The following is a 26,472-nucleotide window of genomic DNA, read 5'->3' as shown; positions in this document are numbered from 1 at the left end:
TGATGCAGGAGTAAATCGTTAATCATTGCTTCATAATAATTCTTGAAAATATTAACGACCTGATGGATTTTCCGATTACGTAAAACACCTTTTGTGCAATAATCATCTAATTCTATTGGAATAGCAGAAAGACATGACCATATATGAAATAGACCTCCTTTAATTCTTATCTGGTTCAATCACATTGATCCATAAACATAGTATTGGATATATGAATCTGCGCATTGCTATCTATAAAAGAAAACAATGTATTAGATTTACGATAAGCATTATCTATTTCTAATAATATGATTTATTTTATTATTCTGATTTTGTGCACAGTGCAGAACCGTTATTGTGTCATTGCGCTGTGTTTTGAGAATAGAAAACTGTAAGTGATAGGCCTGTTACAGGCCTATAATAACCTAAGAGATACTTTCAACATCCATCCCGGCATCTTTCCAACCGGAAAATCCTTTTTTAAAGTGGCGGGCACGAATGCCTTTGGCGCGTAATAACTCAAGGGCATTGGCAGAAAGAACGCAGTAGGGGCCGCGGCAGTAAGCGATAAGATTTGAGTTGGAAGTCAGTTCATCTAATCGGTTCTCCAGTTCATCAATCGGGATATTGATGGCATTCGGTAAATGCCCCTGATTGAACTCTTCTTTCGGTCTGACATCCAATAGTATGGTGCTCTTTTCCTTGATTCGATCCAACAATTCATCCCATGAAATGGCTTCCTGATTATCCATATCATCGATCAATCTGCGCATTTCTGCCCGATTAAATTCAGCATATTTCTGGATAGCGGTAATGATATCCATAACCGGGCCATCCCCCAGACGATAAAACACATGTTTACCGACTTTACGGGATTGCAGGATACCTGAACGTTTTAAATGTTGCAGATGCTGGGATGTGTTAGCAATAGACAGGCCGGAAAGCTCTGACAGGCATTCGACGGATTGCTCAGAACTCATCAGGCACTCAAGTAATGTCAGGCGATGGACATTTCCCAGTACTTTGGCTATTTCGGCAATCTCAACAAGAATTTGTTTATCAAACATTGACATCTGGTTCCCAATATCATGATATTCAATAGATTCATTGAATATCATGATATCAAAGTTTTCCCGATGGTTCGAGCACTAGGCAAAGTGATGACTAATACAGCTTATATACTTCGTCTTTCAAGTTGCCTCTTTGTTGGCTGTGCTCACTCACCTCAGTCACCGATTTTATAAATATATGGCTATCTATGTTCCCAGGGATGAGTTCCCTTGCGGCCGCGACGCAGCTTGCTCTTAACGGGAATGAGTTATCTGGAATATCGCGATCATTGTCACATTTTTATGACGAGAAATTTGAGTGATTTACAAAAGAAACTAGGCTTTAAAATTGAATTATCACTATTTTAAACATTTACGCAGATATACTTGTTGTTCTTTAAGTTGAAGTTATTGTCAGTTGCTTCACTTGAAGATCTTTAGGGTATAACTCCTGACAATGATTTCCTAAATTGCTGTGTTGGAAGGGTTGTCAGGTTTTTTTTCGCTTGAAGAAAGTGTACTGCTTTGTATTCCATTCAATATACCCACCCTCTTTCAAGTTGTCTTTTGGTGGGCTGCATTCTACTCATTCTGATTATCATTGCATAAGTATAGTTTATGTATTTTGAGGTTGTTAAAGAGGCTTCGACCTTTCATCGAGCAGTTGCTACCGCGATATATTTTGAAATCCACGGGGTATAGAAAAATAACACGCTATGGAAGAATGGGGAAAAAATAGTATGAAATACCAGCTATTAGCTCAGGAAATTATTGCGGATGTTGGTGGTCAGGGGAACATTATCAGTCTCATCCATTGTGCAACCCGGCTACGATTTAAATTACGGGATAGTGCTCTGGCTAACATTGATAAGTTAAAAGCTCAGTCAGGTATTATCACGGTTATCGAAAGCGGAGGTCAGTTTCAGGTAGTTATCGGGAATCAGGTCGGTGATGTTTATCAGGCTATTCAGCAAGAACTGACTTCTGCTGAGCAAACATCAGATACCGCGGAGCTTCCGAATTTCGCTAATAATAAAAAAGATAGCCTTTTTAACCAGTTTATTGATGTTGTATCCGGTATTTTTACCCCATTTTTAGGTGTTATGGCGGCGGCGGGTATTTTGAAGGGGCTGCTTGCGGTTGCTGTTACTCTGAAATGGATGTCTCTTGATAGCGGGACTTATCATGTCTGGTATGCTGCCAGCGACTCTTTATTCTACTTTTTTCCGCTATTGCTCGGTTATACAGCCGGTAAGAAATTCGGCGGCAATCCTTTTATTACGATGGCTATCGGGGGAGCATTGGTTCATCCGATGATTATCTCCGCCTTTAAGGCATCAACAAGTGCGGGAAGCTCTACAGAGTACTTCATGGGGATCCCGCTCTCATTCCTGAACTACAGTGCATCGGTAATCCCCATTATTTTTGCGTCCTGGGTTAGCTGTAAAGTGGAGAGAAAGCTGAATGCTCACATTCCTGCCACGATTAAGGGATTTGTCACTCCTCTTATTTGCCTCATATTGATTGTTCCACTGGTGTTTCTGGTTATCGGACCAATGGCGACATGGCTGAGCCAATTGCTGGCTGGTGGTTATCAGGCGGTATATGGGGTAGCTCCTGCACTGGCTGGGGCGATTATGGGAGCAGTCTGGCAGGTTTTTGTGATTTTCGGCCTTCATTGGGGATTCGTTCCTCTTGCTATCAATAATTTGGCGGTTCTCGGGCACGATACATTAACACCTCTGTTGCTTCCCGCGGTGATAGGGCAAACAGGTGCGGCCTTTGGGGTATTTCTGCGAACGCGGGATGCGAAATTAAAAATGCTGGCGGGTTCTGCTGCGACTTCCGGTATGTTCGGTATTACTGAACCTGCGGTTTATGGTGTGACTTTGCCTTACCGACGCCCATTTATTTTTGGCTGCGTTGCGGGGGCAATTGGTGGTTCGGTGGTGGGGTATTACCAAGGCGCAATTTATTCAGCGGGGCTGGTGAATATTTTTACCTTCACTCAGATGATCCCACCAACAGGTGTCAATAACACGGTGTGGGGGGCAATGATTGGCACAGCGCTGGCCTTTATCATTTCCACTGTACTCACGTGGCTGTTCGGGCTTCCGGCTTCTTCTAATTCTCCGCACAGGTCTTCTACAAAAGAAAGTTAACAGTGAAAAGTATCATTAACACCCTATTGATCAATTAGTTTGTCACCCGAGAGGATATTTGTATGAAACAGTTTCCGACACATTTTCTGTGGGGAGGAGCCATTGCTGCCAATCAGGTTGAAGGCGCTTATTTAGCTGACGGGAAAGGTCTTTCTACTTCGGATGTCCAGCCACAGGGAATTATGGGGCCGGTCATTGAGCGAGAGTCTGAGAGTACGCAATACCTTAAAGATATCGCTATCGATTTTTATCATCGTTATCCCGAAGATATCGCTCTGTTTGCAGAAATGGGATTCACTTGTTTGCGTACTTCCATCGCATGGAGCCGGATTTTTCCTCAGGGCGATGAAATGCAAGCCAATGAAGCGGGTCTGGCATTTTATGACAGGTTATTTGATGAAATGGCGAAATACGGGATTCAGCCAGTCATTACGTTATCCCATTATGAAATGCCGTGGGCGTTGGTTAAAAAACACGGTGGATGGGGAAATCGTAAACTAATTGATTTCTTTGAGCGTTATGCCCGCACAGTTTTCACTCGTTATCAGAAAAAAGTGAAATTGTGGCTGACATTCAATGAAATCAATATGTCACTACATGAGCCACTAACCGGCGTCGGGTTGCCGAAAAACAGCACACAGTCAGAAATCTATCAGGCCATTCATCATCAATTGGTTGCCAGTGCCCGCGCGGTAAAACTTTGCCATGAAATTATCCCTGATGCCCGTATCGGCAATATGTTATTGGGTGGGCTGATGTACCCATTGACTTGTAAACCGGATGATGTGCTGGCTACTCTCCGGCAAAACCAGAAATGGCTGTTTTTTGGTGATGTTCAGGCTCGTGGGGTATATCCGGGTTATATACTGCGTTATTTCCGGGAAAATGGAATTGAAGTCACGATAACTGAACAGGATAAGCTTGAGATGCAAAATACGGTGGATTTTATCTCATTCAGTTATTACATGAGTGGGTGTACTTCCGGGAATGAAGCGGACTATCAGAAAAAGCAGAGCAATATTCTGAATATGATCCCGAATCCCCATCTGGCCAGTTCAGAATGGGGATGGCAGATAGATCCTGTCGGATTGCGAACGTTACTGAATTTATTATGGGATCGTTATCAGAAGCCGCTGTTTATTGTTGAGAATGGTCTGGGAGCCAAAGATACCGTAGAAGCCGATGGGACAATTCAGGATGATTACCGCATTAGCTATCTGAATGACCATCTTGTGCAGGTTAGGGAAGCCATTGAAGATGGTGTGGATGTCATGGGTTACACCAGCTGGGGAGCTATTGATTTGATTAGCGCCTCAAAAGGGGAGATTTCCAAGCGTTACGGTTATATCTATGTTGATCAGAATGAGCAAGGGACCGGAACGCTGGAACGCCGTCGTAAGAAAAGTTTCTATTGGTATAAACAGGTTATTGAAACTCATGGTGGAAGCCTGATTTGAGCCCGCTCTGTTTCTTAAAGGTTCTGATGTATTCAGAACCTTTTCAAAATATAACTTCTGCTGGTTGAGCAATAACAAGTTGAGTAATAACAACAGCCAGCCAGCATTAAGATCTTAACGGCGGGCACTTTTAGGCCTGAAGGCTGAGACAATGCTTTCATCAGTTTCGATATAGGGGCCATCTAACAACTGAATGCAATAAGGTACACTGGCAAAAATTCCGGGTACTAAGACTTTTCCGCTATCATCTTTCAACCCTTCCAGCGTTTCTGCTATAGCTTTAGGCTGCCCGGGTAGGTTGAGAATTAATGCCTGATTGCGGATCACGCCTACCTGACGGGATAAAATTGCGGTGGGCACAAATTGAAGGCTGATTTGGCGCATCTGCTCACCAAATCCGGGCATTTCACGATCAGCAACTGCCAGAGTTGCATCCGGGGTAACATCACGACGAGCAGGGCCTGTTCCACCTGTTGTCAGAACTAAATGGCAGCCCAATTCATCAACTAATTCGCACAGAGTTTGCTCAATCAGGATTTGCTCATCAGGGATCAGGCGGGCTTCTATACTGAAAGGCGTCGTTACCGTTTTTCCCAACCATTCTTCTAATGCAGGTAGACCTTTGTCCTGATAAATACCATTGGAAGCACGATCAGAAACAGACACGAGGCCAATGCGTAATACATTCATGCGAACCTCAATTAACAGCAAATGATTAAAATAGTGAAAGTGAAAAAGGCGACACGGTTATTATGTCGCCTTTAAGGAAGAAAAAATATACACTTCGTCTTTCAAGTTGCCTCTTTGTTGGCTACGCTCGTTCCCCCCAGTCACATAGTTCTCTATGTTCCCGGGGATTCTCTCCCTTGCCGCCGCGATGCAACTCAAAATCCAATGGGTATAGCGTACCGCTCAGGACTACAGTAAGTCAGCGATCATGCTTTCAAGTTTACCCTGATCGATAGCAAACTTACGGATACCTTCCGCTAGTTTTTCGGTTGCCATCGCATCCTGATGATGTTCCCAATAGAACTCAGCTTCAGTCATTGCTGCAGGACGTGGCTTGATTTCACCTTCATAGCTGAGTTTGTGCTCAACTTCGCCTGCCGTTTCAGACAGTTCTTTCAGCAATGCAGGAGAGATAGTCAGACGGTCACAACCAGCCAGTTCCAGAATTTCACCGGAGTTACGGAAACTTGCACCCATAACAACGGTGTTATAGCCGTGTTCTTTATAGTACTGGTAAATTTCAGAAACGGAAATCACACCCGGATCTTCATTTGGTGCGAATTCTTTCTTATCGCTGTTTGCTTTGTACCAGTCCAGAATACGGCCAACGAATGGAGAAATCAGGAAAACACCGGCTTCCGCACAAGCACGAGCCTGAGCAAAAGAGAACAGCAGGGTCAGGTTACAGTTGATACCTTCTTTTTCCAGTTGCTCCGCAGCGCGGATACCCTGCCATGTGGAAGCCAGTTTGATCAGAATACGATCATTGCTGATGCCTGCTTCGTTGTACAGTTTGATCAGGCGTTTTGCTTTTGCGACACTGGCTTCGGTGTCATAAGAGAGGCGGGCATCAACTTCAGTGGAAATACGGCCGGGGATCAGTTTCAGAATTTCCAGACCGATGTTAACCGCCAATTTATCGCCGGCATCAATGATCTGTTGTTCACGGGAGTCGCTCTGAGCACGTGCCCATTCAATGGCGTCATCAATCAGTTGGCGATATTCTGGGATCTGGGCAGCGTTCAAAATCAGAGAAGGGTTAGTTGTTGCATCTTGCGGCTGATACAGTTTCATTGCCGCGATATCCCCGGTATCTGCTACAACTGTTGTCAGTTTACGCAGGGAAGTCAGTTTATCGGTCATGTTTAATATCTCATCGTTATACGTAAAATCTTTGGCATTGTTGCCTCGCCATCCTGTGATAATAACATGGTCAGGCTCGGCTCGTAAGCTAGGAAAATCCTATCGTTGTTATTCCCCTTTTTCCGGTTATTTTTGCTAAATTGGAGAGGAAAAGCCTCGATTATTGAGAATAACCATTCAAAAATTCGGAACAAAATCATGCTTATTACTATTTCACCGGCCAAAACACTTGATTATGAAAGTCCGCTTGCCACAAAAAAGTATAGTCAACCTGCATTACTGGAGGAGTCAAAACAGTTAATTGATGTTTGTCGTACGTTAACGCCGGCACAAATCAGCAGCTTGATGGGGATCAGTGACAAACTGGCGGGGCTGAATGCCGCACGTTTTGGTGAATGGCAGCCGGATTTTACACCGGAAAATGCCCGTCAGGCGATCTTAGCTTTTAAAGGCGATGTTTATACCGGGATGCAGGCAGAAACGTTCTCAGATGCTGATTTTGATTTTGCCCAGACTCATTTAAGAATGTTATCCGGATTATATGGGGTTTTGCGTCCACTTGACTTGATGCAGCCTTACCGTCTGGAAATGGGGATCAAACTGGAAAATCCCCGTGGTAAGGATTTGTATAAATTCTGGGGAGATCGCATCACGGAAAACCTGAATGCGGCACTGGAACAACAGGGGGATGATGTTCTGGTAAATCTGGCATCCGACGAGTATTTCAAATCCGTCAATACGAAAAAGCTGGCAGCCCGGATTATTAAGCCGGTCTTTCTGGATGAAAAAAATGGCAAATACAAAGTTATCAGCTTCTATGCGAAAAAAGCCCGTGGCCTGATGAGCCGGTTTATCATTCAGAACCAATTAACTGATCCTACGCGGCTGGTGGAGTTTAGTCTGGAAGGATATGCGTTTGATGAATCCTTATCTAAAGAAAATGAACTGGTGTTTAAACGCCCTGAGCAGCATTGATAACCCTTAGCATTGATAGCCAGTAAGCATTAATAAATAGTGTCACTCCACAATAATGAGTGGAGTGACAAATGCTAGGTTATTTCAAGGCTTTTGCCATCAGAAATTTGCGTAATGTAGCGAAATCAGCAGGCAGGAGGTGGGATAACAATTCCATATCTGCACGTTCTGCTAATTCTTGTGGCAATGGTAATGTCTGGCCGAGTGTCTCTTCGACACTTTCCTTGAATTTTGCCGGATGCGCAGTTCCCAGGAATAAGCCATATTCACCATCCTGTAACTGGTCACGCAGAATGCGATAAGCAACCGCAGCATGTGGCTCAGAAATATAGCCTTTTGCTGCCAGTTCGCGCATGGTGTCCTGCGTGGTTTTGTCATCGACAACGCCATTACCCAGTTCGCTGAGTGCCCAGTCTTTACGGCGGAACAGTTCTTCAATGCGTGGCCAGTTATTAGGCTGGCTGACATCCATTGCGTTGGAAAGGGTGGCAATGGTTTGATTCGGCAGCCATTTTCCTTCTGCCAGATAACGGGGAACGGTGTCGTTAATGTTAGTCGCTGCGATAAAACGCTTCACTGGTAATCCCATTGATTTTGCCAGCAGACCCGCGGTCAGATTGCCGAAATTGCCACTTGGAACTGAAATGACCAGTTGGTCACGTTTTTCTGCCGGAATTTGTGCAACGGCTTCAAAGTAATAGCAAATCTGCGCCAAAAGACGGCTGATATTAATGGAATTTGCAGAGTTGAGATGCAGTGCCTGTTTCAGTTCTTCATCATCAAATGACTGTTTAACCAATGCCTGACAGGCGTCAAAGTCACTTTGAATCGCAACAGTATGGATGTTGCCACCTAATGTACAGAATAGTTTTTCCTGTAGCGGGCTGATTTTTCCTTCTGGATAGAGGATCACAACTTGCACGTTATTCAGACCATAAAAGGCATGAGCAACTGCTGCACCGGTATCACCGGAAGTTGCGGTCAGAATAGTGACCGGCTGCTCTCCTGCAATCTGAGCCAGGATCTGTGCCATAAAGCGGCCGCCAAAGTCTTTAAAGGCCAGTGTCGGGCCGTGATAAAGCTCAAGTGAGGCGATGTCATCTTCGACAGTCGATACAGGAGCCGGGAAAGCAAACGCATTTTTAACACGTTCAGCTAGCTGGTCAGTCGGGATTTCGTCACCAATAAAAGCCGAAAGTATACGCTGGCTGCGGCTGACAAAATCCAGTTTTAATAATTCATCAATTTCGGCACGACTGAATTCAGGTAAATCTTGTGGGAAAAATAATCCCTGCTGTTTTCCTAATCCTTGTTTAACGGCCTGTGAAAAGCTGACCTGCTCGTGACTGTCTTTTAAATTATATAATTTCATTATTATCTTACCTATTACCCTATCTGTCGTGCGCCTGCGAGATCCAGACGGCAAATATGAACAAAACCTTCATCATTTTGTACGTAATGTTGTTGCAGCCATTGAGCGACTTCTTCAGCTATTGCCATTTCATTGCAAATTGCAAACAGTGTCGGGCCAGAGCCAGAAATACTGCATGCCAGCGCCCCCAGTTTTTTTACTCCTTCACGAGCGTTTGCAAAACCGGGTAAAAGTTGTGTGCGATAAGGTTCGCCGACAATATCTTTCATTAAGTTGGCGGCTAAACTGGATTGCCGGGTATGGCAGGCATGAATAAATCCGGCAAAATAACGGCCATGATTAATGATATCACTGCGTGAATAGTGGTCAGGCAAAATGGCGCGGGCTTCTGATGTAGAAACCTTGATGCCGGGGTAGGCCATCACCCACAACCAGTCCTCAAAAGCGGGAATGGATTGGCAAACAGCATCTCCCTGCGGCATCACTTCCTGTGCCATAATAAGTTGCAGGCCGCCAAGATAACAGGGTGCGACATTGTCATAGTGTACGCCGCCGGAAATTCGTCCTTCCAGTTCTCCCATCATCTCCAGTAACTGGTCGCGATCAAAAGGATGGCCGGTATATTCATTTAAGGCGACCAGTGCAGCAACAACTGAACAGGCACTGGAACCCAGCCCGGAGCCTATCGGCATATTTTTTTCCAGTGTCATGGCAACGGGCAGTTCTTTACCCAAACGCTGGCAAAAGAGTTGCCAACATTGGTAAACAATATTGTGTTTGGGATTTCCGGGCAGCTTGCTGACAAATTTCCCTTCATTACTTAACGTAAACTTTTCTGCGGCTTTGACTGAAACACAATCACCAAGCAGTGAGCCATCAACCGGAGAAACCGCCGCACCGAGCACATCAAACCCAACTCCAACGTTTCCGATAGAGGCAGGTGCATAAACCCTGACCATCATTACACTCCCAATTTCCATGACAAAGTGCGTAATATATCAGCAAAAACACCCGCTGCCGTTACATCATTTCCAGCGCCGTAACCGCGCAGTACCAGCGGAATAGGCTGATAATAACGGGTATAGAAAGCCAGTGCGTTTTCACCATTTTTAACTTTATACAGCGGATCATTACCATCAACGGCAGCGATTTTCACCATACAGCGGCCCTGTTCAATAATACCGACATAGCGCAGCACTTTTCCTTGCTCTGCGGCATCGACAACCCGGCGGGTAAATTCCTGATCCAACTGTGGCAGACGTTGCAGGAAGTCAGAGACATCACCATTGGAATCAAATGAGGCAGGTAAAACAGGCTCAACGTGAATATCCTCCAATTCCAGTTCATAACCGGATTCACGGGCCAGAATTAAGAGCTTACGCGCAACATCCATGCCAGAGAGATCGTCACGAGGATCAGGTTCAGTGAAGCCTTTTTCTTTTGCCAGCAGGGTTGCTTGCGAAAGTGTCATCCCTTCATCCAGCATACCGAAGATATAAGACAGAGAACCTGACAGGATCCCGTTGAACTGAACCAGCTCATCACCGGCATTCAGCAAATTCTGTAGATTTTCGATAACCGGTAAGCCTGCGCCTACGTTGGTGTCATACAGGAATTTACGTTTTGAGTTTTCTGCCGCACGACGGATCTCACGATAGTAGGCCATGGAAAGCGTATTGGCTTTTTTATTCGGCGTAACAACGTTGAAGCCATCACTCAGGAAGCTGGAATACTGCTCAGCGATAGACTGATTAGATGTACAATCAACGATAACCGGATTCAGGAGATGGTACTCTTTTTCGAGCCGGATTAAACGACTCAGGCTGAAAGGTTCGCTGGCTTCTGACAAAGCCTGCTGCCAATTATCCAGACTGATGCCCTGCATATCGGTTAACATCGCCCGTGAGTTGGCAATTCCGCATACACGCAGATCAATGTGTTTTTGCTTCAGCCATGACTGCTGGCGGCGGATTTGTTCGATTAATGCACTTCCGACACCGCCTACGCCGACAACAAAGACTTCAACCACCTGAGCGGTATTGAACAGCATTTGATGGCAGAGCCGCACTGCGGTTGTTGCGTTATCATTGTCAATCACTGCGGAGATGGAACGCTCTGATGAGCCTTGCGCGAGAGCAATGATATTGATATTGGCGCGGGTCAGTGCCGAGAAGAACCGGGCAGAGATGCCACGCTGTGTACGCATTCCGTCACCCACGACAGAAATAATGGCGAGATTATCGATAACATCAATAGGATCAAGCGCACCATCTTTTAACTCCAGATAAAACTCTTCGGTCAGCGCTTTCTGTGCTCTGTTCAGCTCTTTTTGCGGTACACAGAAACTGATGCTGTATTCTGATGAAGACTGAGTGATCAGCACAACGGAAATACCTGAACGGGACATCACAGCAAAGACTCTTGCTGCCATACCTACCATGCCTTTCATACCGGGGCCTGAAACGTTAATCATCGCCATATGATTCAGGTTAGTGATCCCTTTAATAAGCATGCTGTCATCTTTTTGCCCGTTTCCGATAAAGGTACCCGGCGCATCAGGGTTGACAGTATTTTTAATCAGGCAGGGGATCTGGAACTGGGCGATAGGGGCAATAGTCCGGGGATGAAGCACCTTTGCACCGAAATAGGAAAGTTCCATTGCTTCCTGATATGACAGGCTTTTCAACAGACGGGCATCGGCAACAGATCGTGGATCACAGGTATAAACGCCATCTACGTCAGTCCAGATTTCACAGCAATCTGCTCGTAAACAGGCGGCCAGCACCGCGGCTGAGTAATCAGAACCATTACGTCCGAGAACGACAAGCTCACCATTATCATTACCGGCCGTAAAACCGGCCATCAGAATAATATGGTCAGAAGGAATATTCAGGGCTGCAATACGTTTGGAGGATTCGTGGATATCAACGGTAGATTCGAGGTAATGCCCATGAGCAAGCAGGTTTTTAACCGGATCGATCACAGAAACTTTATGCCCGCGGGCTTGTAATACGGCAGCCATAATAGCAATGGATAATTTTTCGCCGCAGCAAATCAGGGAGGCATTAATGCTATCCGGGCACTGTTTTAACAGAGAAATACCATGCAGTGTTTGTTTCAGGTGCGCAAACTCACGCTCCATGAGCGTTTTCAGGTTTTCATAATCGAAATTCGGCTGATGCTCTTTTAACCCCGACAGTAAATCAGTAAATATTTGGATAGTATCGCTGATGTTGGAAACAATATCCTGCCCTGCAACCGTCTTAGCGACCATAGCCACTAAATGGTTCGTGATTTTTGCGGGGGCAGAAAGGACTAGAGCAACCTGCCCAAGGGGTAGCTCACTTTCAGCGATATCTGCCACACTCAGTACGCGTTGGTAGTTTGCGACTGAAGTGCCTCCAAATTTAAGTACACGCATTGGTATTTCTCTCCTGACTTACTGTTAAAAAAGGGTCAAAAAAAAGCCCGTATCTTGTTGGATACGGGCTTTTTACTATTTTATTTTATGCGTCAGCCCGCACCGTAACCTGTAGTTCCGGTGGTAATCGTGGTGATTGTGTTTGCAGTGATTACTTTTGAGGTAATTGTATTTTTCGGGCTGATGTCTCGCATGGTTTCCTGTCTGTCTTTTTATTCTGTTCGACCCCTATTGGTTAAAGGAAAGTGTGGTCGAAGTCAAATAATTTTTACAATTACAGCGGGAAAAAGCGCCATTTTCTGTGTTGTAATCGTTCAAAGTATCTTTAACTGATTTGGTCATTATCCGGCTTCGAATATTTTTATTAGCATTTAATTTTATAAAAAACATATTTTGTAATTATTTCGTCTTTATGATAAAACACGCTGATTTTAACATTTGAGTGTCGTGTGATCTCTTTAGATGTTGGAGATAACACTACTTTTAATTAACATAAAATTACCATAAATATAACAATATTGTTAATTTAAAATTAACAATTACAAATAATGTTAACGTGCTACAATTGATTTTGATATGTATCAACAAAAGTTGGTTTTTTTAGAGGGCAAATGCATTACTAGCTGTTATATTGCTGTTAATAGACTAATATAGCTCCTGTTCTGATTGGGGTTTTTTAGGTATGTACCCTCAGAGAAAAGTAACAGGTGCTTTTAGCGTAAAACATATCAACAACATTTATTTTTTAGACATGAGCCCGTTTTCTGTGATTCAGAACGAGAACAGAATATTTTCTATTAATAATAACGGCTTATGTCATACAGGTTCTATTTTTTTAGCGATTTTAGGTAGCAACTATGCAAACCCCGCACATTTTGATTGTTGAAGACGAAATTGTCACACGCAATACCCTGAAAAGCATTTTTGAAGCTGAAGGGTATGTTGTTTATGAAGCCACTGATGGCTCAGAAATGCACAACATTTTGTCAGATAACGATATCAACTTAGTGATTATGGATATCAATCTGCCAGGCAAAAACGGGTTACTCCTTGCCCGTGAATTACGTGAACAGGCGAATGTTGCCCTGATGTTTTTAACTGGGCGTGATAATGAGGTGGATAAGATACTTGGGCTTGAAATTGGTGCTGATGACTACATCACTAAGCCTTTCAACCCACGGGAGTTAACCATTCGGGCACGTAACCTGCTTTCCCGTACGATGAATCTGAGCCATGTAGGTGAAGAACGTCGTCAGGTTGAAAGCTACAGGTTTAATGGCTGGGAGCTGGATATCAACAGCCGTTCTCTGGTCAGCCCGATGGGAGATCATTATAAACTGCCACGCAGTGAATTCCGTGCGATGCTCCATTTCTGTGAGAATCCGGGGAAAATTCAGACTCGTGCAGAACTGTTGAAAAAGATGACTGGGCGTGAGTTGAAGCCACATGATCGTACTGTCGATGTGACTATCCGCCGGATTCGTAAACATTTTGAATCTACAGCGGATACTCCGGAAATCATCGCTACCATTCATGGTGAAGGTTATCGTTTTTGTGGTGATTTAGAAGACTAATCGATACCATGCCTACCAGCGATTTATTCTAAAAAATATCGTATTCGTAAAAATACTTTATCTTTTTAAAAGCCCTGAATACCTAATGGCATCAGGGCTTTTAATTTTATTGATTGTAGTACCTTACTCTTTCCACGGCATAATCGGTACGGCGCTGATGGCATTTTTTGGTGAACCATCAATAACTTTATCGGAATAAGTAAGGTAGATCAGAGAATTACGTTTTGGGTCGAAAAAGCGAACAACCTGAAGCTTTTTAAATACCAGCGACGTTCTTTTCTGGAAAACAACCTGCCCTTTTTTCGGCGATTTAAGGATCTTTTCTGCTACTTCGATCGGGCCAACCTGTTGACAGGAAATTGCGGCATCAGAAGTATCTTCCGCTAATCCCAAGCCTCCTTTGATACCTCCTGTCTTTGCTCTGCTTAAATAGCAGGTCACATTTTTAACATCAGGATCATCAAAAGCTTCAATGATTATTTTGTTATCCGGGCCAAAAAATTTGAACACAGTATCAACAGAGCCGATCTCTTCAGCGTGCAGGATCGTTGGAGAACACAGCAGGACAACAGCAATCACTATTTTCTTAATTGTTACCATATTTAGTCCACTTTAATTAAATAAAGGCAGTGAAAATATCCAGTTTTAGCATATAATGCGAATTAATGATTTTTGTAACGTCATTTGATTAGTTTATGTATCTATAAAGAAAAACATGGCATTATAGCTAAATATACATGCAAAATGAGTAAACAAAAGGGCTTTAAGCTGGCCTTCATGATTTCCATTATTTTCTAAATACTGCGTGAAAATTCTTTCTTTATCGAAAGCCGCTGGAATCGAAGGTCAGATGATTTTTATCTACTAATATAAACAGGTAGGAGACGATTATCTAATTATTGATCTTTACATTTGTTGTAAAGGATCCTAAAGCTAAGCTTGCAAATGATCAGATTTACCATTAGTTTATTCCAAGATTTTTCTTGTTTAATTTAGTGTCTGACTTTATCCATTGCGATTATGTCATGGTGCTTTGTTTTATCACGCAAGAGAAAATGCCGCTTCTTAGGAGTAGCAATAAAGTAACGTTTGTTTGGATAGCCACAATAGGTATTGCTGTCATGACAGGGAAAAGGACTGTGTTGTGAAAACGACGGTATGCCTGATGAAGTGAAAAATCAGGTAGTTAAAATCATCTTAGTGTTTGGAAATGATAGGTACTCATTATTAATTAATCTATATAGCATTTTCATTCTTAAATTTTTTTATAACAGTCAGTTATCTTACAGTTGTATGGTTTTCTTTTTGTCTTGATGAATTAGGGATATGTATGGATCAAACCAACATCATTCGAGATCTGCTGCATTGGCTGGATAATAATCTGGATCGTCCTCTGTCCCTCGATCATGTTGCAGCAAAAGCAGGTTATTCCAAGTGGCACTTACAGCGCATGTTTAAGGATGTTACAGGACAAGCGATTGGTTCTTATATCCGCGCCAGACGGCTGTCTAAAGCTGCTGTTGCGCTGCGTTTGACTAGTCGTCCCATTCTGGACATTGCTCTGCAATATCGTTTTGATTCTCAACAAACCTTTACCAGAGCATTCAAAAAACAGTTTAATCGGACGCCAGCCTCTTACCGCCGAAGTGAAGAGTGGTGTGCTAGCGGTCTTTGTGCTCCTATTATGTTGGATAACAAACCGTTACCTGAACATAAGTTTGTGATTCTGGAAGATCAGTTGCTGACGGGTATTGAGCACAGCTGTTCTTACACTCTGGAACAATGGTCAAAAGCCTGTACGGAAATGCGCCACAATTACTGGATTGCTTATTTGCAACACGCGGAAGTCTTGCCGCCTAAACTGTATGGCTTGCATCACTCCACCGTCAGCGCGGAGCATGAGGATGAGCAGACAGTTTTCTATACCACGGCAATAGAGCCGGAGTATGCGACCTTTGACACCAAGGATAGCCAGCCGGTTGTTTTACCGGGTGGGGAGTACATTTCATTCAGTTATTTTGGTAAAGAAGATCAGCTCGATGAGTTTCTCTCCAATATCTACACTGTCTGTTTACCTCAATTAAATATTACCCGCAGAAAAGGGTATGATGTTGAGCGATACTATCTGACTAATCTTGAAAGGAAAAAATTGCAGGATGAGTCTCAAAGCCACGTTGTGGAATTTGAATATCTCATTCCGATTCAGCGCTAACCTTGCAGCTCATCTAGTGCGGGCATATCCAGATGTGTGATATCGCCCGCTGTTTCAACGATCCAGCCAGGAGCCAGCCATGGGCTATCCTGATAATCGACTCTTGAGATAGAACAGTTTCTCAGCCGTAAGCGGCGTTCCGAGTTGGCCGGTAATCCTAAAATTGAACAGACCAGACTGACTAATGCCATCCCGTGGCTTACCAGTAAAGGGCGGCTTCCGGCTGGCAGGTCACGGCAACTTTCCAGTGCGGCACGCATCCGTTCAGATAACTCACTCATGGATTCGCCTTCTGGTATCCGCCCATTTGGTGTGCCATCAACGAGACTTTTACGCCATGTTTCTTCTTCTTGGGTCAGGGAGTTCAGATCACGGTTTTCAAGAACACCCATATTTATTTCCCGTAAACGAGGCTCTAATATCACTTCACAACCGCAAGCTTGTGCGATAATTTCTGCGGTTTGGCGTGTGCGACCGAGGTCACTAGTGATAACATGTGTGATGTTCTCTGATTTTACTTTTTGTGCTACCAAGAGTGCCTGACGTCGTCCGGTTTCAGTTAATGGGCTGTCAGATTGTCCCTGAATACGACGAGCCAAGTTCCATTCTGTTTCGCCATGACGAACAAGATATACCTGTAACATATTTATTTTCCGTTATACTGCATCATGAAATAGTTCAAAGGATTACTTATTTATTATGTACCATGTTATTGCTGCAACCACTAACCCTGCGAAAATAAAAGCGATTAGCCTTGCATTTGATGATGTTTTTGGAGCAGGAACATATCGTATAGAAGATGTCGATGTAGATAGCAGTGTTCCTCAACAGCCAATTGGTAATACTGAAACTCGTACTGGTGCCCGCCATCGGGTTATGGCTGCTCGTCAGGTTCGGCCGGAAGCCGATTTTTGGGTCGGTGTTGAAGCCGGAATCGAAGATGACATGACATTTGCCTGGATGGTTATTGAATATAAACAAATTCGGGGTGAATCGCGTTCTGCCAGCCTGATGCTGCCTGAAAAGGTACTGGAAGGCATTCGTGAAGGGCGTGAGCTTGGTCACGAAATGGCTTATTTGACCGGTGTTGATAATATCAAACAGAAAGGCGGGGCAATTGGCTTTTTTACCAATGGTATCCTGACTCGCACTAGTGTTTATCATCAGGCATTGATACTGGCTCTCGTTCCTATTCATCATGAAATTTACAAAGATATTGAATAACCAACTTTTATGATCCAGTCACAGAAGGCCATGACGTTATGGCCTCTGTATCTATACACTTCGTCTTTCAAGTTGCCTCTTTGTTGGCCGCGCTCACTCACCCCAGTCACATAGTTATCTATGCTCCAGGGGATGAGCTCCCTTGCCGCCGCGACGCACCTTAAAATCCATTGTGTATAATAATATCGAAATGCTCTTTTCTAACCGATTATTACCACAATAGATTTACTTCAATAATTGTGTTTCCAGCCATTCTTTGACGTGAGCTGGCGCTGATTTCAGGCTATTTGAACCACGCGTGATTGTTGCAATCCCAACACTCAGTTCGTTTTTCAGCTCGCGCTGGCTCATTTGCCCTCGCATTAATTCTTGAATAATCCGAACTCTGGTTGATAGTGCTGTACGCTCATCGGGTGTCAATAATAACTGCAAAATCTGATGTTGCAAATTTTGTTCGAATGCTGTTTGTAATAATTCTACAAAAGCAAACCAGTCATCACCCTCTTCTGGGGAAAGTGCAGGGTCAATCAAATGATTTTGTGTCATAATTTTTAGCCATACTATTTAACTAGTACAAAATCATACCATAATTGTATCTGGAATTAGTACCGTCTTTGCCATTCTGAATCGGTTAAGACATTAACTAATTTTCCCATAAAATTATGATAAAACATGTCATAAGCCAGAACATTTTTGACGTAGGCACGTGTTTCAGCAAATGGAATACTTTCGATGAATGCGATGGCATTGATGTTTCCTGCACTATTAGCCAGCCAGCGCTCAACATTTCTGGGGCCTGCATTATAAGCAGCACTGGCGAGTATGCGGTTATTACCGAAACTCTGGTACACCGATTCCAGATATGCAGTGCCAAGTTTGATATTCATGGTCGGGTTCATCAATTGGTTACTGCTGGCGTAGCCATCAATTTTTTTACTCTTTGCGGTATGTTCTGCTGTTGCTGGCATGAGTTGCATCAATCCGCTTGCCCCTTTTGGTGAGCGAGCCTGTGGATCCCACGCACTTTCCTGTCGTGCAATAGCCATGGCATAACTTTGTGAAATACTTTTATCTGAGGTGAAATGAGCAAACTCATTTTGCCATGCCAGAGGAAAACGCTCTTCAAGATGATCCCACATTTTGCCCACAATCGTAGCCTGCACACTGAGGGTAGGCCAGTTCTGTTCAAAAGCATAGCGGGCTAGCTGCTCTTGTTTTGTGCTGTTTTGTGCTGCAACGAGGTTGATCCATTCTGAACGGGCCAGATCATCCATATGCCAATACATTAATTCACGTATCCGCTTAATCTGTGGCAATTTCGCAATGGAAGCGTCAGGCCTTTCTGACTTATTGATAACCAGAGGATAGGGCAAATGTAATTTCTGTGCTGCTACCATAGGGTAGAAACCACGGTGTTCCATTAGCTTACGTAGTATTGAGTCTCCTTCTTTTTTCTTTCCTGTATTCAATAAGGTGATGGCGCTCCAGTATTGCCATTCATCTTTTTTCAGGACATTTTTAGGTAAAAGACTTAACCATTCAGCTAACCCTTTTTCATCAGCATTCCTGAGAGCCAGACGGGCACGACGTTCGATTAATGTACTGGAATGTGATGTGCGAATTGCGTTATCCCGCCATTTTTCTTGTTCCGGTGTAATCTCCCCCATTAATTGCCAGGCCACGATATCTTTTAATTTCTGTCTTTCTGTTTCATTCATTTTTTGTGCCCGGGCGATGGAAGGAATACTGAGCCGGGCTTTTTCTGTATTTTTACGGGCAAAGTGGGAAAACGCATTAGTGACAAAGAAGCGGGTAAAGTTCGTTGGCTTTACCATTCTGGCAAAATGTTCAACAGATGTGGGATCACTTTGTAGTTTTTGTAAATGAGCCTTTAAGCTATGGTAGTCGAAGGGCAGGCGATTAATAAGATAATTGGCAAGTGTCGTGTTATTCTCGTTTACGGCAAGTTCGATACGTTGCAATATTAAATTTACGGATAAATAGCCGGAACGCTCCCAGACGTTCAGTAAACTGTCACAATCATCGGGTAACGAACTCCCTCGTAACCAAATTTCTCTGGCACCTTCCCACGCCGTCTTGTGCTTTCCGGTTACCCAATTAGCAAAATAGTAATTGCAGCTTGCTACTACAGTATTTGGTTTATGGGGGCTGAATGCCAGAAGGCTATGCCAGTTTCCGTCACTCGCCAGTAAATTGATATATCGGGATGACAGGGAATTAGCCGGTGGCAGGGTTGGGTGAGTGTCAATAAAATGGCGTACCTGCTGAGGAGATGTCATTTTTAGGTTATGAACTAATTGCCGGTACTCAAGGTAAGGATACAGGGGATAATCCTTCAGTGTGGGCATCAACCGTTCAACTTCTTGCATGTTTTTCGCATCCCATGCGAGTTTTATTGCCTGATACCGCTCACGCTGGGCTTCCAGAGAATCAGCCTGTGCTATACCAACAACAGAAGCCAGACTGACAGCCATGATAAAATGCTGCCACTTATTTATAGTCACATACTCCTCCAGAAAATTGACGGTAACAAACAATACATTAATTGTTTTAATTATAATAATATTGAAGTGTTTTATCATACTAATGAATGTAAAAATTAGTGGTTTGATTGCAAGTTTAAGTAAGAAAAAAGATATGAATTAAATATTATTGCCATAATCGGTTATTAATTCATTTGATTCATGCAATACGTTAATTATTTCAATTAGATGATAAAATAGAAAAGCTGCATTTCAGTATTCTTAATTCCCAAGGAGTTTCAAGATACATCGCAGTGGCAAGGAAATGGCAAATTCGTCGGAAACGAATTTCCTCAGTCAAAAGGCTGATTTCCGCTGTGGGGCAGGAACTTCTCATTAATCTCTGGAAGAATAGATAAACATCTATTGATAAAAACGTAGGCTGGGATGAGTGAGGAAAGCCGACACCAAACCAACGAAGAGGTAGCCCGGAAGATAAAGATCATTACCTCACCTCCGTTTGATCGTGTGAAAAGAATGCTAAACAGGTAGCAACACGACGGCATTAATTTAGGGTAAAATACCCCATCCATGCCCCTTAAACGTAAATGAATATAGATATTCCCTTAATTATCAAAAGGTAAATTACATTGGCTCAATATGTTTATAGTATGCACCGGGTTGGAAAAATTGTTCCCCCGAAAAGGCATATTCTGAAAAATATCTCTCTTAGTTTTTTCCCCGGAGCAAAAATCGGTGTTCTTGGTCTGAATGGTGCCGGTAAATCGACCTTACTGCGTATCATGGCGGGCATTGATAAAGATATTGAGGGGGAAGCTCGCCCACAGCCTGGGATTAAAATCGGCTATTTGCCACAGGAGCCTAAACTTAATCTTGAGCACACTGTTCGCGAAGCGGTAGAAGAAGCCGTTGGCGAAGTTAAACATGCGCTGACACGTCTTGATGAAGTGTATGCTGCATATGCTGATCCTGATGCAGATTTTGACAAACTGGCAAAAGAGCAGGGTGAACTGGAAGCAATTATCCAGTCTCACGATGGTCATAATCTGGATAATCAGCTTGAGAGAGCGGCGGATGCTCTGCGTTTACCTGCATGGGATGCTAAAATTGAGCACCTGTCAGGGGGGGAACGTCGCCGTGTGGCAATTTGTCGCCTGCTGCTGGAAAAACCAGACATGCTGCTGCTGGATGAACCAACCAACCACCTTGATGCAGAATCTGTGGCGTGGCTGGAACGCTTCCTGCACGACTATGAAGGCACTGTCGTTGCAATTACCCATGACCGTTATTTCCTCGATAATGTGGCTGGCTGGATTTTGGAACTTGACCGTGGTGAAGGTATTCCGTGGGAAGGTAACTATTCTTCATGGCTGGAGCAAAAAGATGCTCGTCTGGCGCAGGAAGCTGCTTCAGAAGCGGCTCGCCGTAAATCCATTGAGAAAGAACTGGAATGGGTTCGTCAGAATCCAAAAGGGCGTCAGGCTAAAGGTAAGGCACGTTTGGCCCGCTTTGAGGAACTTAACAATGTTGAGTATCAAAAGCGCAATGAAACCAGTGAGTTGTTTATTCCACCAGGCCCACGTCTGGGAGACAAAGTACTGGAAGTCAGCAATCTGACCAAATCTTATGGTGATCGTGTTCTGATCGACGACCTGAGTTTTTCTCTGCCAAAAGGCGCAATTGTTGGGATTATTGGTCCGAATGGCGCCGGTAAATCAACGTTGTTCCGTATGCTGTCCGGGCAGGAACAGCCTGATTCCGGTTCAATCGCGCTGGGTGAAACAGTAACACTGGCCTCTGTTGACCAGTTCCGCGATGCCATGGATGATAAGAAAACGGTATGGGAAGAAGTTTCCGGTGGGCAGGATATTATGCGCATTGGTAACTTTGAGATCCCAAGCCGCGCCTATGTTGGCCGCTTTAACTTTAAGGGTGTGGATCAGGGCAAGCGCGTGGGTGAATTATCCGGTGGTGAGCGTGGCCGTCTGCATCTGGCAAAACTTCTACAGGTTGGTGGCAACATGTTGCTGCTGGATGAACCAACCAATGATCTGGATATCGAAACACTGCGTGCGTTGGAAAATGCCCTGCTGGAATTCCCTGGCTGTGCGATGGTTATTTCCCATGACCGCTGGTTCCTTGACCGCATTGCAACGCACATTATCGATTATCAGGATGAAGGTAAAGTGACTTTCTTTGAAGGGAACTTTAGCGAATACGAAGATTACAAGAAGCGTACTCTGGGTGCTGAAGCACTGGAACCGCACCGTATTAAGTATAAAAAAATCAGCAAGTAAAACTGATTTCAGTGAAATAGAAAACGGCCTGATATCAGGCCGTTTTTTTAAGGAAATAACAATCAGGATACCATTACTCTTCGTTCCTGAAAGGACTCATATGTCTTAACAATTTTACCGCTTTCCAGAGTAATCATGCTGTCAGCATATTGAATCAGGCGCTTATCCTGAGAGGCGATAACGACGGTGCCTTTCTGCTCATGAGCGATAAATTTAAAGATATCAATAAACATCTTTAATTCCTGATGGTTCAGGTGACGAGTCGGTTCATCAGCAAACAAGTATTCAGGTCTTTTCACGATGGCTTTTGCCATAGCTGCTCGCTGTCTTTCATTTTCAGAAAGCTCACCTGGATAGTAACGGCTCTTATCACCTAATTTCACAATATCTAACGACTTCTGTGCAATTTTTACTGCCAGCTCCCGGGAAAGGGATAATCCGTAAGAATTAGACAATAACAAGTTATCTAACAGCGTAAGTTCACTGGATAAATTAAAACTCTGGAAAATGAACCCACTACTTTGTGAATGAAACTGACCTAACTCGGAATCACTCATTAGTTTTAGCTTGTTATTATTAATGAATACATCTCCTTGATCTGGTTGTAACATACCCGAAGCAATCGATAGCAATGTGCTGTTTGTGGATGCTTTCGGCCCTGTTATCAAAGTAATTTCACCTGGTATAATAGAAAATGTGATGTCTGAAATCATTTCATAATTAACTGTATTACCAGTTAAACCATATGAAATATTGATAACTTCAATCGATTTAAATTGATTTAAGTTCATATTCTCAACACAATTAGGTTAAAAAGTTAAAGCTTTTTCCTTAAATATGTTATCTAAATCTATTTACAGTATTATTAATATCAATAAGACATAATATGAATTCAAATAGTTCATTTGTGAAATATCTCGGTAATAATATACTAAACTTATGTCAATTATTATTTACAATTATTATATGATAAATGAGATATTTCTTAGTCTTAGAGTAAAATGTTAATGATTTTCGTCGTTACTAAGAAAAAGACAACATACATAAAAAAGGTATAAATTATTCTGTTTTTATTCCAATTTTATAATAAGGAAAAAAGTCATTTTACTCATATAAAAAATATAATGTTTTTTTTTACATCACCTCCATCCTTTAATAGAAATCACATGTAAAGTGTGTGGTTATCATTGATAATAAAAGAATTTTATATAGATAAATCAACAGGTCCGTCCATTAAATGACTTATCTTCTGACAATTCAAGCCTAAACGGAGAAACCTAAGCATCAAAAAATATTATTAACAGAATCTATTTTGTTACTATTGTAAAAATAACTAAACGAAACATTTAATTAGAGTACAATCGAGAATAAAACATAAAATAACAAAAATTGCCATAGAAAATAAATCATTTTAATTAATCATTACGCTAATAACAGTTTAGGCTAATAGTATATATACTTTAATCTTTCAAGTTGCCGCCCGGTATAATTGTTTATTTTCGGTTGCTGCAACTTGAAATTTATTTTGGAGAACATGAACAATTGTTAATACGCTAACATTTCTTGAACCAGTTCTACACACTGAAGAAAACGTTGATCATAATCAGGTGAGTTAACACATACATAATCAATATTATTTTTCTTTAACATACTTTCAAGCAATTGCTGAAACGCTTTACGATCCTGTTCACTTCCCAGGCTTCTTAACCCGTCAGCGACCCAAGGGGTGTTATTTTCTAATAAGATGACTAAGTCAAATCGATATTCATCAATCAGTGCCTGAACGAAGGGGTGTTCTTTTCCTTCATAGCGCTTACAAAATGCCTGTGTTGTGACAAAATCAGTATCAATAAAAGCAACTTTGTTTGCGTATTTTACACAAAAATCAATATATTGAGCGTGACCTAAAGCTATTTTATCGTAATCAGAGTATTGCAGCGCCATCTCATCTCCCCCTAAATGGGAAAATACATACTCACGCCCATATTCCCATGCACTGGTTGTGTTAAACATATTGGCCAGTTTATTGACCAGTGTGGATTTCCCGCTGGATTCGCCTCCGAGAATGGCAACCGTACGTACAAAGAAAGGTTTTACTTCTGTTGGAATATATTCCCAATAGCGGAAAGGTGCCTGCCGTATCTGGCTACCGCTGATATTCATAAATGAACGTTGTGGATCGACAAGAATGGTTTCAATGCCAAAATGCTCTTTATAGAGAGGAACGTCTTGTGCTTCGCTGGAATAGATATACTGAGGGGTAATGCCTTTTGCAGACATAAATTGTTTTGCGCTCTGACTCCATTTTTCCCAGCCGTTTGGGTAGGGTTCGATACCTTGTTCATCAAAAGAATGGATATGAATATTTTTCTGATATTTGAATGTTTGTAACAGCCATCTCAGGCGATCACTGACGGTAGGTTGCTGAGACATGGAACTGTTGATAAACAACTCTCGATCCCGTAATTCATCGTAACAGAGAAAAACGTGCAATTCATCGACTTGGCTGGATGCTCGCTGAATCAAATAGATATGCCCAGTATGTAACGGGTAAAATTTACCAAACACAACACCGATAGTTTTCTTTTCCATAGGGTACGCCAATCCTAAATGTTGATGAAGAGATGCTAATTTCTGTGCACTCGGGCTTTTTATCTTGCCGTTAATGAGCTGGCTTAAATAGCCTTTCGTCATGCCACTTGCATCAGCAACTTGTTGTAAAGTGTGATTCGCCTGTTTAATTGCCTCTTTTAAATAGTCAAACTGCCCCATATAACCCCCTATGTTGTTTAGTATACTAAACAACATAGCATGCCAACAGGGAAAGGTAAAAACAAAACTGGCCGGTTATCGGGCTATACACAATGGATTTCAAGGTGCGTCGCGGCGGCAAAGGAGTACATCCCCGGGAACATAGATAACTATGTGACTGGGGCGAACGAGTGCAGCCAACAAAGAGGCAACTTGAAAGACGAGGTATATATTAATCATCCAGATCATCAAGAACAGACAGAGCATCTGACAATTTTTTAACGCCGAATACTTTCATGTCAGGCAATGATTTTTTGGACATATTGGCATAGGGCACAATTGCTCGTTTAAAGCCATGTTTAGCCGCTTCTGAAATACGCTCCTGACCGCTGGGAACAGGGCGGATTTCTCCTGCAAGCCCGACTTCACCAAAGACAACCAAATCACGGGGCAGAGGGCGGTCACGGAAACTGGAAACTAAAGAGAGCAGTAAAGCAAGGTCGGCGCTGGTTTCTGTCACTTTCACACCACCCACGACGTTAACAAAGACATCCTGATCAGCCATTTGCAAACCACCATGTTTGTGCAATATTGCCAGCAAAATTGCCAGTCGGTTCTGCTCAAGCCCTACAGCTACCCGGCGTGGATTAGGCATCATAGAGTGATCGACCAGTGCCTGAATTTCCACCAGCAGGGGACGAGTACCCTCCCAGACAATCATGACAGAACTGCCGGAAGTAATTTCATCACCACGACTTAAAAAGATAGCAGAAGGGTTATTGACTTCCCGTAGCCCCTGTTCAGTCATGGCGAATACACCCAGCTCATTAACTGCACCGAAACGATTTTTATGGCTGCGGAGAGTTCGGAAACGGGAATCGGCTTCACCATCCAGCATCACTGAGCAGTCAATACAGTGTTCCAGTACTTTCGGGCCTGCCAGAGAGCCATCTTTAGTCACATGGCCGACCATAATGATTGCAACTCCCCGGGTTTTGGCAAATCGGGTCAGATAAGCCGCTGTTTCTCTGACCTGTGCCACACTGCCGGGAGAAGACTGAATATCAGCCATATGCATAACCTGAATGGAGTCAATAACCATCAGCTTAGGCTGCTCTTGCTCGGCAATCAGGCAAATCTGCTCAATACTTGTTTCTGACAGCATGTTCAGTTTATCTGTCGGCAAGCCTAGTCGGTGTGCTCTCATGGCGACCTGCTGTAACGATTCCTCACCGGTGACATATAAGGTTTTCATTTGTTCAGATAGCAGACACATGGTTTGCAGTAACAGGGTACTTTTCCCCGCTCCCGGATTACCGCCGATCAGAATAGCGCTACCGGGAACGACGCCTCCACCCAGTACGCGGTCAAACTCTTTAAATCCGGTAGAAAATCGGGGCAATTCTTCCAGACTGATTTCAGAAAGTTTTTGTACTTTGCTGACTCCGGCATCCCCTGCGTAACCGCTGAAACGTTCATTGCGGGGAGAGGACGCCGCGGCTAAACGGATTTCCGTGATGGTATTCCATGCCTGACATGCAGTACACTGCCCCTGCCAGCGGGGGTAATCTGCCCCACATTCGTTACAGACAAATGCCCGTTTTGCTGCTTTTGCCACTCTAT

Annotated in this window: 19 protein-coding genes, 1 pseudogene and 1 other annotated feature; of the genes and pseudogenes, 7 read left to right on the top strand and 13 right to left on the bottom strand. The window is 43.2% G+C overall.

Features of this window, described 5'->3' with window-relative positions:
* Positions 1-404: 404 nt before the first annotated feature.
* On the bottom strand, positions 405-1,046 hold the full coding sequence (locus AACS92_RS15010) for an ArsR/SmtB family transcription factor (protein ID WP_099108885.1): 642 nt from the start codon (positions 1,044-1,046) through the stop codon (positions 405-407).
* A 722-nt stretch (positions 1,047-1,768) separates the two neighbouring features.
* On the opposite strand from AACS92_RS15010, the pseudogene AACS92_RS15005 reads away from it, so the two are divergent.
* Together AACS92_RS15005 and AACS92_RS15000 are read left to right on the top strand one after the other, a co-directional pair.
* Positions 1,769-3,154: pseudogene (locus AACS92_RS15005) on the top strand (PTS transporter subunit EIIC); the annotation flags it as partial.
* Positions 3,155-3,252: 98 nt separating this feature from the next.
* The gene (locus AACS92_RS15000; RefSeq protein WP_099108804.1) at positions 3,253-4,647 is read left to right on the top strand and encodes a glycoside hydrolase family 1 protein; all 1,395 of its coding nucleotides are present in this window, start codon (positions 3,253-3,255) and stop codon (positions 4,645-4,647) included.
* 114 nt (positions 4,648-4,761) lie between these two features.
* Here the strand turns inward: AACS92_RS15000 and mog are convergent, their stop codons facing one another.
* A complete protein-coding gene (gene mog / locus AACS92_RS14995) occupies positions 4,762-5,337 on the bottom strand; it encodes a molybdopterin adenylyltransferase (RefSeq protein WP_099108803.1) in 576 nt (191 codons plus the stop codon).
* A gap of 228 nt (positions 5,338-5,565) precedes the next feature.
* Positions 5,566-6,519, bottom strand: a complete 954-nt coding sequence (gene tal, locus AACS92_RS14990; RefSeq protein WP_099108802.1) for a transaldolase — start codon at positions 6,517-6,519, stop codon at positions 5,566-5,568.
* 198 nt (positions 6,520-6,717) lie between these two features.
* Between tal and yaaA the strand changes: the two genes are divergently transcribed.
* Complete coding sequence (gene yaaA / locus AACS92_RS14985; protein WP_099108800.1) at positions 6,718-7,494, top strand: peroxide stress protein YaaA; 777 nt, start codon at positions 6,718-6,720, stop codon at positions 7,492-7,494.
* Positions 7,495-7,573: 79 nt separating this feature from the next.
* Here yaaA and thrC read toward each other — a convergent pair whose 3' ends face one another.
* The 3 genes from thrC to thrA are packed head-to-tail and all read right to left on the bottom strand — an operon-like array spanning position 7,574 to position 12,287.
* On the bottom strand, positions 7,574-8,866 hold the full coding sequence (gene thrC, locus AACS92_RS14980) for a threonine synthase (RefSeq protein ID WP_099108799.1): 1,293 nt from the start codon (positions 8,864-8,866) through the stop codon (positions 7,574-7,576).
* 14 nt (positions 8,867-8,880) lie between these two features.
* On the bottom strand, positions 8,881-9,846 hold the full coding sequence (gene thrB, locus AACS92_RS14975; RefSeq protein ID WP_099108798.1) for a homoserine kinase: 966 nt from the start codon (positions 9,844-9,846) through the stop codon (positions 8,881-8,883).
* Positions 9,828-12,287, bottom strand: a complete 2,460-nt coding sequence (gene thrA / locus AACS92_RS14970) for a bifunctional aspartate kinase/homoserine dehydrogenase I (protein ID WP_099108797.1) — start codon at positions 12,285-12,287, stop codon at positions 9,828-9,830. Before thrA ends, thrB begins: the two co-directional genes overlap by 19 nt.
* Before the next feature lie 36 nt (positions 12,288-12,323).
* Positions 12,324-12,439, bottom strand: a sequence feature (Thr leader region).
* Between the two features lie 705 nt (positions 12,440-13,144).
* Here thrA and arcA point away from each other — a divergent pair.
* The gene (gene arcA, locus AACS92_RS14965) at positions 13,145-13,861 is read left to right on the top strand and encodes a two-component system response regulator ArcA (protein WP_099108796.1); all 717 of its coding nucleotides are present in this window, start codon (positions 13,145-13,147) and stop codon (positions 13,859-13,861) included.
* Between the two features lie 123 nt (positions 13,862-13,984).
* Here the strand turns inward: arcA and creA are convergent, their stop codons facing one another.
* Complete coding sequence (gene creA / locus AACS92_RS14960; RefSeq protein WP_099108795.1) at positions 13,985-14,461, bottom strand: protein CreA; 477 nt, start codon at positions 14,459-14,461, stop codon at positions 13,985-13,987.
* A gap of 730 nt (positions 14,462-15,191) precedes the next feature.
* Here creA and robA point away from each other — a divergent pair.
* Entirely contained in the window at positions 15,192-16,073 is an 882-nt protein-coding gene (gene robA / locus AACS92_RS14955) for an MDR efflux pump AcrAB transcriptional activator RobA (protein WP_099108794.1), read from the top strand.
* Here robA and gpmB read toward each other — a convergent pair.
* Positions 16,070-16,717, bottom strand: a complete 648-nt coding sequence (gpmB, locus tag AACS92_RS14950; protein ID WP_099108793.1) for a 2,3-diphosphoglycerate-dependent phosphoglycerate mutase GpmB — start codon at positions 16,715-16,717, stop codon at positions 16,070-16,072. The two genes, robA and gpmB, sit on opposite strands and share 4 nt — an antisense overlap.
* A gap of 55 nt (positions 16,718-16,772) precedes the next feature.
* On the opposite strand from gpmB, the gene yjjX reads away from it, so the two are divergent.
* Positions 16,773-17,297 carry an inosine/xanthosine triphosphatase gene (yjjX, locus tag AACS92_RS14945; RefSeq protein WP_099108792.1) on the top strand — a complete coding sequence of 175 codons (525 nt, stop codon included), beginning with the start codon at positions 16,773-16,775 and terminating at the stop codon, positions 17,295-17,297.
* A gap of 225 nt (positions 17,298-17,522) precedes the next feature.
* On the opposite strand, the gene trpR is transcribed toward yjjX, so the two are convergent.
* A complete protein-coding gene (trpR, locus tag AACS92_RS14940; protein ID WP_099108791.1) occupies positions 17,523-17,843 on the bottom strand; it encodes a trp operon repressor in 321 nt (106 codons plus the stop codon).
* A 56-nt stretch (positions 17,844-17,899) separates the two neighbouring features.
* Positions 17,900-19,816 carry a murein transglycosylase gene (gene sltY / locus AACS92_RS14935; RefSeq protein ID WP_193756870.1) on the bottom strand — a complete coding sequence of 639 codons (1,917 nt, stop codon included), beginning with the start codon at positions 19,814-19,816 and terminating at the stop codon, positions 17,900-17,902.
* A 614-nt stretch (positions 19,817-20,430) separates the two neighbouring features.
* On the opposite strand from sltY, the gene ettA reads away from it, so the two are divergent.
* Positions 20,431-22,098 (top strand): energy-dependent translational throttle protein EttA, encoded by a 1,668-nt coding sequence (ettA, locus tag AACS92_RS14930; RefSeq protein ID WP_099108789.1) that lies wholly within the window; start codon positions 20,431-20,433, stop codon positions 22,096-22,098.
* Positions 22,099-22,160: 62 nt separating this feature from the next.
* Here ettA and AACS92_RS14925 read toward each other — a convergent pair whose 3' ends face one another.
* From AACS92_RS14925 to radA, 3 genes are all read right to left on the bottom strand, one after another.
* The gene (locus AACS92_RS14925; RefSeq protein ID WP_099108788.1) at positions 22,161-22,889 is read right to left on the bottom strand and encodes an ATP-binding cassette domain-containing protein; all 729 of its coding nucleotides are present in this window, start codon (positions 22,887-22,889) and stop codon (positions 22,161-22,163) included.
* Between the two features lie 754 nt (positions 22,890-23,643).
* The gene (gene nadR / locus AACS92_RS14920; protein WP_099108787.1) at positions 23,644-24,870 is read right to left on the bottom strand and encodes a multifunctional transcriptional regulator/nicotinamide-nucleotide adenylyltransferase/ribosylnicotinamide kinase NadR; all 1,227 of its coding nucleotides are present in this window, start codon (positions 24,868-24,870) and stop codon (positions 23,644-23,646) included.
* Between the two features lie 211 nt (positions 24,871-25,081).
* The gene (gene radA, locus AACS92_RS14915) at positions 25,082-26,467 is read right to left on the bottom strand and encodes a DNA repair protein RadA (RefSeq protein WP_099108786.1); all 1,386 of its coding nucleotides are present in this window, start codon (positions 26,465-26,467) and stop codon (positions 25,082-25,084) included.
* Positions 26,468-26,472: the final 5 nt, after the last annotated feature.

Origin of the sequence: Xenorhabdus sp. KJ12.1 (assembly GCF_963876495.1) — a bacterium.
Lineage (GTDB): Bacteria > Pseudomonadota > Gammaproteobacteria > Enterobacterales > Enterobacteriaceae > Xenorhabdus > Xenorhabdus stockiae.
The sequence above is the reverse complement of the archived record's forward strand: the minus strand, read 5'-3'. Positions and strand labels throughout refer to the sequence as shown.

Bases quoted from the DNA above. Each gene is read 5' to 3' on its own strand.
- AACS92_RS15010 (WP_099108885.1), bottom strand. From the start codon at position 1,046: ATGTTTGATAAACAAATTCTTGTTGAGATTGCCGAAATAGCCAAAGTA.
- AACS92_RS15000 (WP_099108804.1), top strand. From the start codon at position 3,253: ATGAAACAGTTTCCGACACATTTTCTGTGGGGAGGAGCCATTGCTGCC.
- mog (WP_099108803.1), bottom strand. From the start codon at position 5,337: ATGAATGTATTACGCATTGGCCTCGTGTCTGTTTCTGATCGTGCTTCC.
- tal (WP_099108802.1), bottom strand. From the start codon at position 6,519: ATGACCGATAAACTGACTTCCCTGCGTAAACTGACAACAGTTGTAGCA.
- yaaA (WP_099108800.1), top strand. From the start codon at position 6,718: ATGCTTATTACTATTTCACCGGCCAAAACACTTGATTATGAAAGTCCG.
- thrC (WP_099108799.1), bottom strand. From the start codon at position 8,866: ATGAAATTATATAATTTAAAAGACAGTCACGAGCAGGTCAGCTTTTCA.
- thrB (WP_099108798.1), bottom strand. From the start codon at position 9,846: ATGGAAATTGGGAGTGTAATGATGGTCAGGGTTTATGCACCTGCCTCT.
- thrA (WP_099108797.1), bottom strand. From the start codon at position 12,287: ATGCGTGTACTTAAATTTGGAGGCACTTCAGTCGCAAACTACCAACGC.
- arcA (WP_099108796.1), top strand. From the start codon at position 13,145: ATGCAAACCCCGCACATTTTGATTGTTGAAGACGAAATTGTCACACGC.
- creA (WP_099108795.1), bottom strand. From the start codon at position 14,461: ATGGTAACAATTAAGAAAATAGTGATTGCTGTTGTCCTGCTGTGTTCT.
- robA (WP_099108794.1), top strand. From the start codon at position 15,192: ATGGATCAAACCAACATCATTCGAGATCTGCTGCATTGGCTGGATAAT.
- gpmB (WP_099108793.1), bottom strand. From the start codon at position 16,717: ATGTTACAGGTATATCTTGTTCGTCATGGCGAAACAGAATGGAACTTG.
- yjjX (WP_099108792.1), top strand. From the start codon at position 16,773: ATGTACCATGTTATTGCTGCAACCACTAACCCTGCGAAAATAAAAGCG.
- trpR (WP_099108791.1), bottom strand. From the start codon at position 17,843: ATGACACAAAATCATTTGATTGACCCTGCACTTTCCCCAGAAGAGGGT.
- AACS92_RS14925 (WP_099108788.1), bottom strand. From the start codon at position 22,889: ATGAACTTAAATCAATTTAAATCGATTGAAGTTATCAATATTTCATAT.
- nadR (WP_099108787.1), bottom strand. From the start codon at position 24,870: ATGGGGCAGTTTGACTATTTAAAAGAGGCAATTAAACAGGCGAATCAC.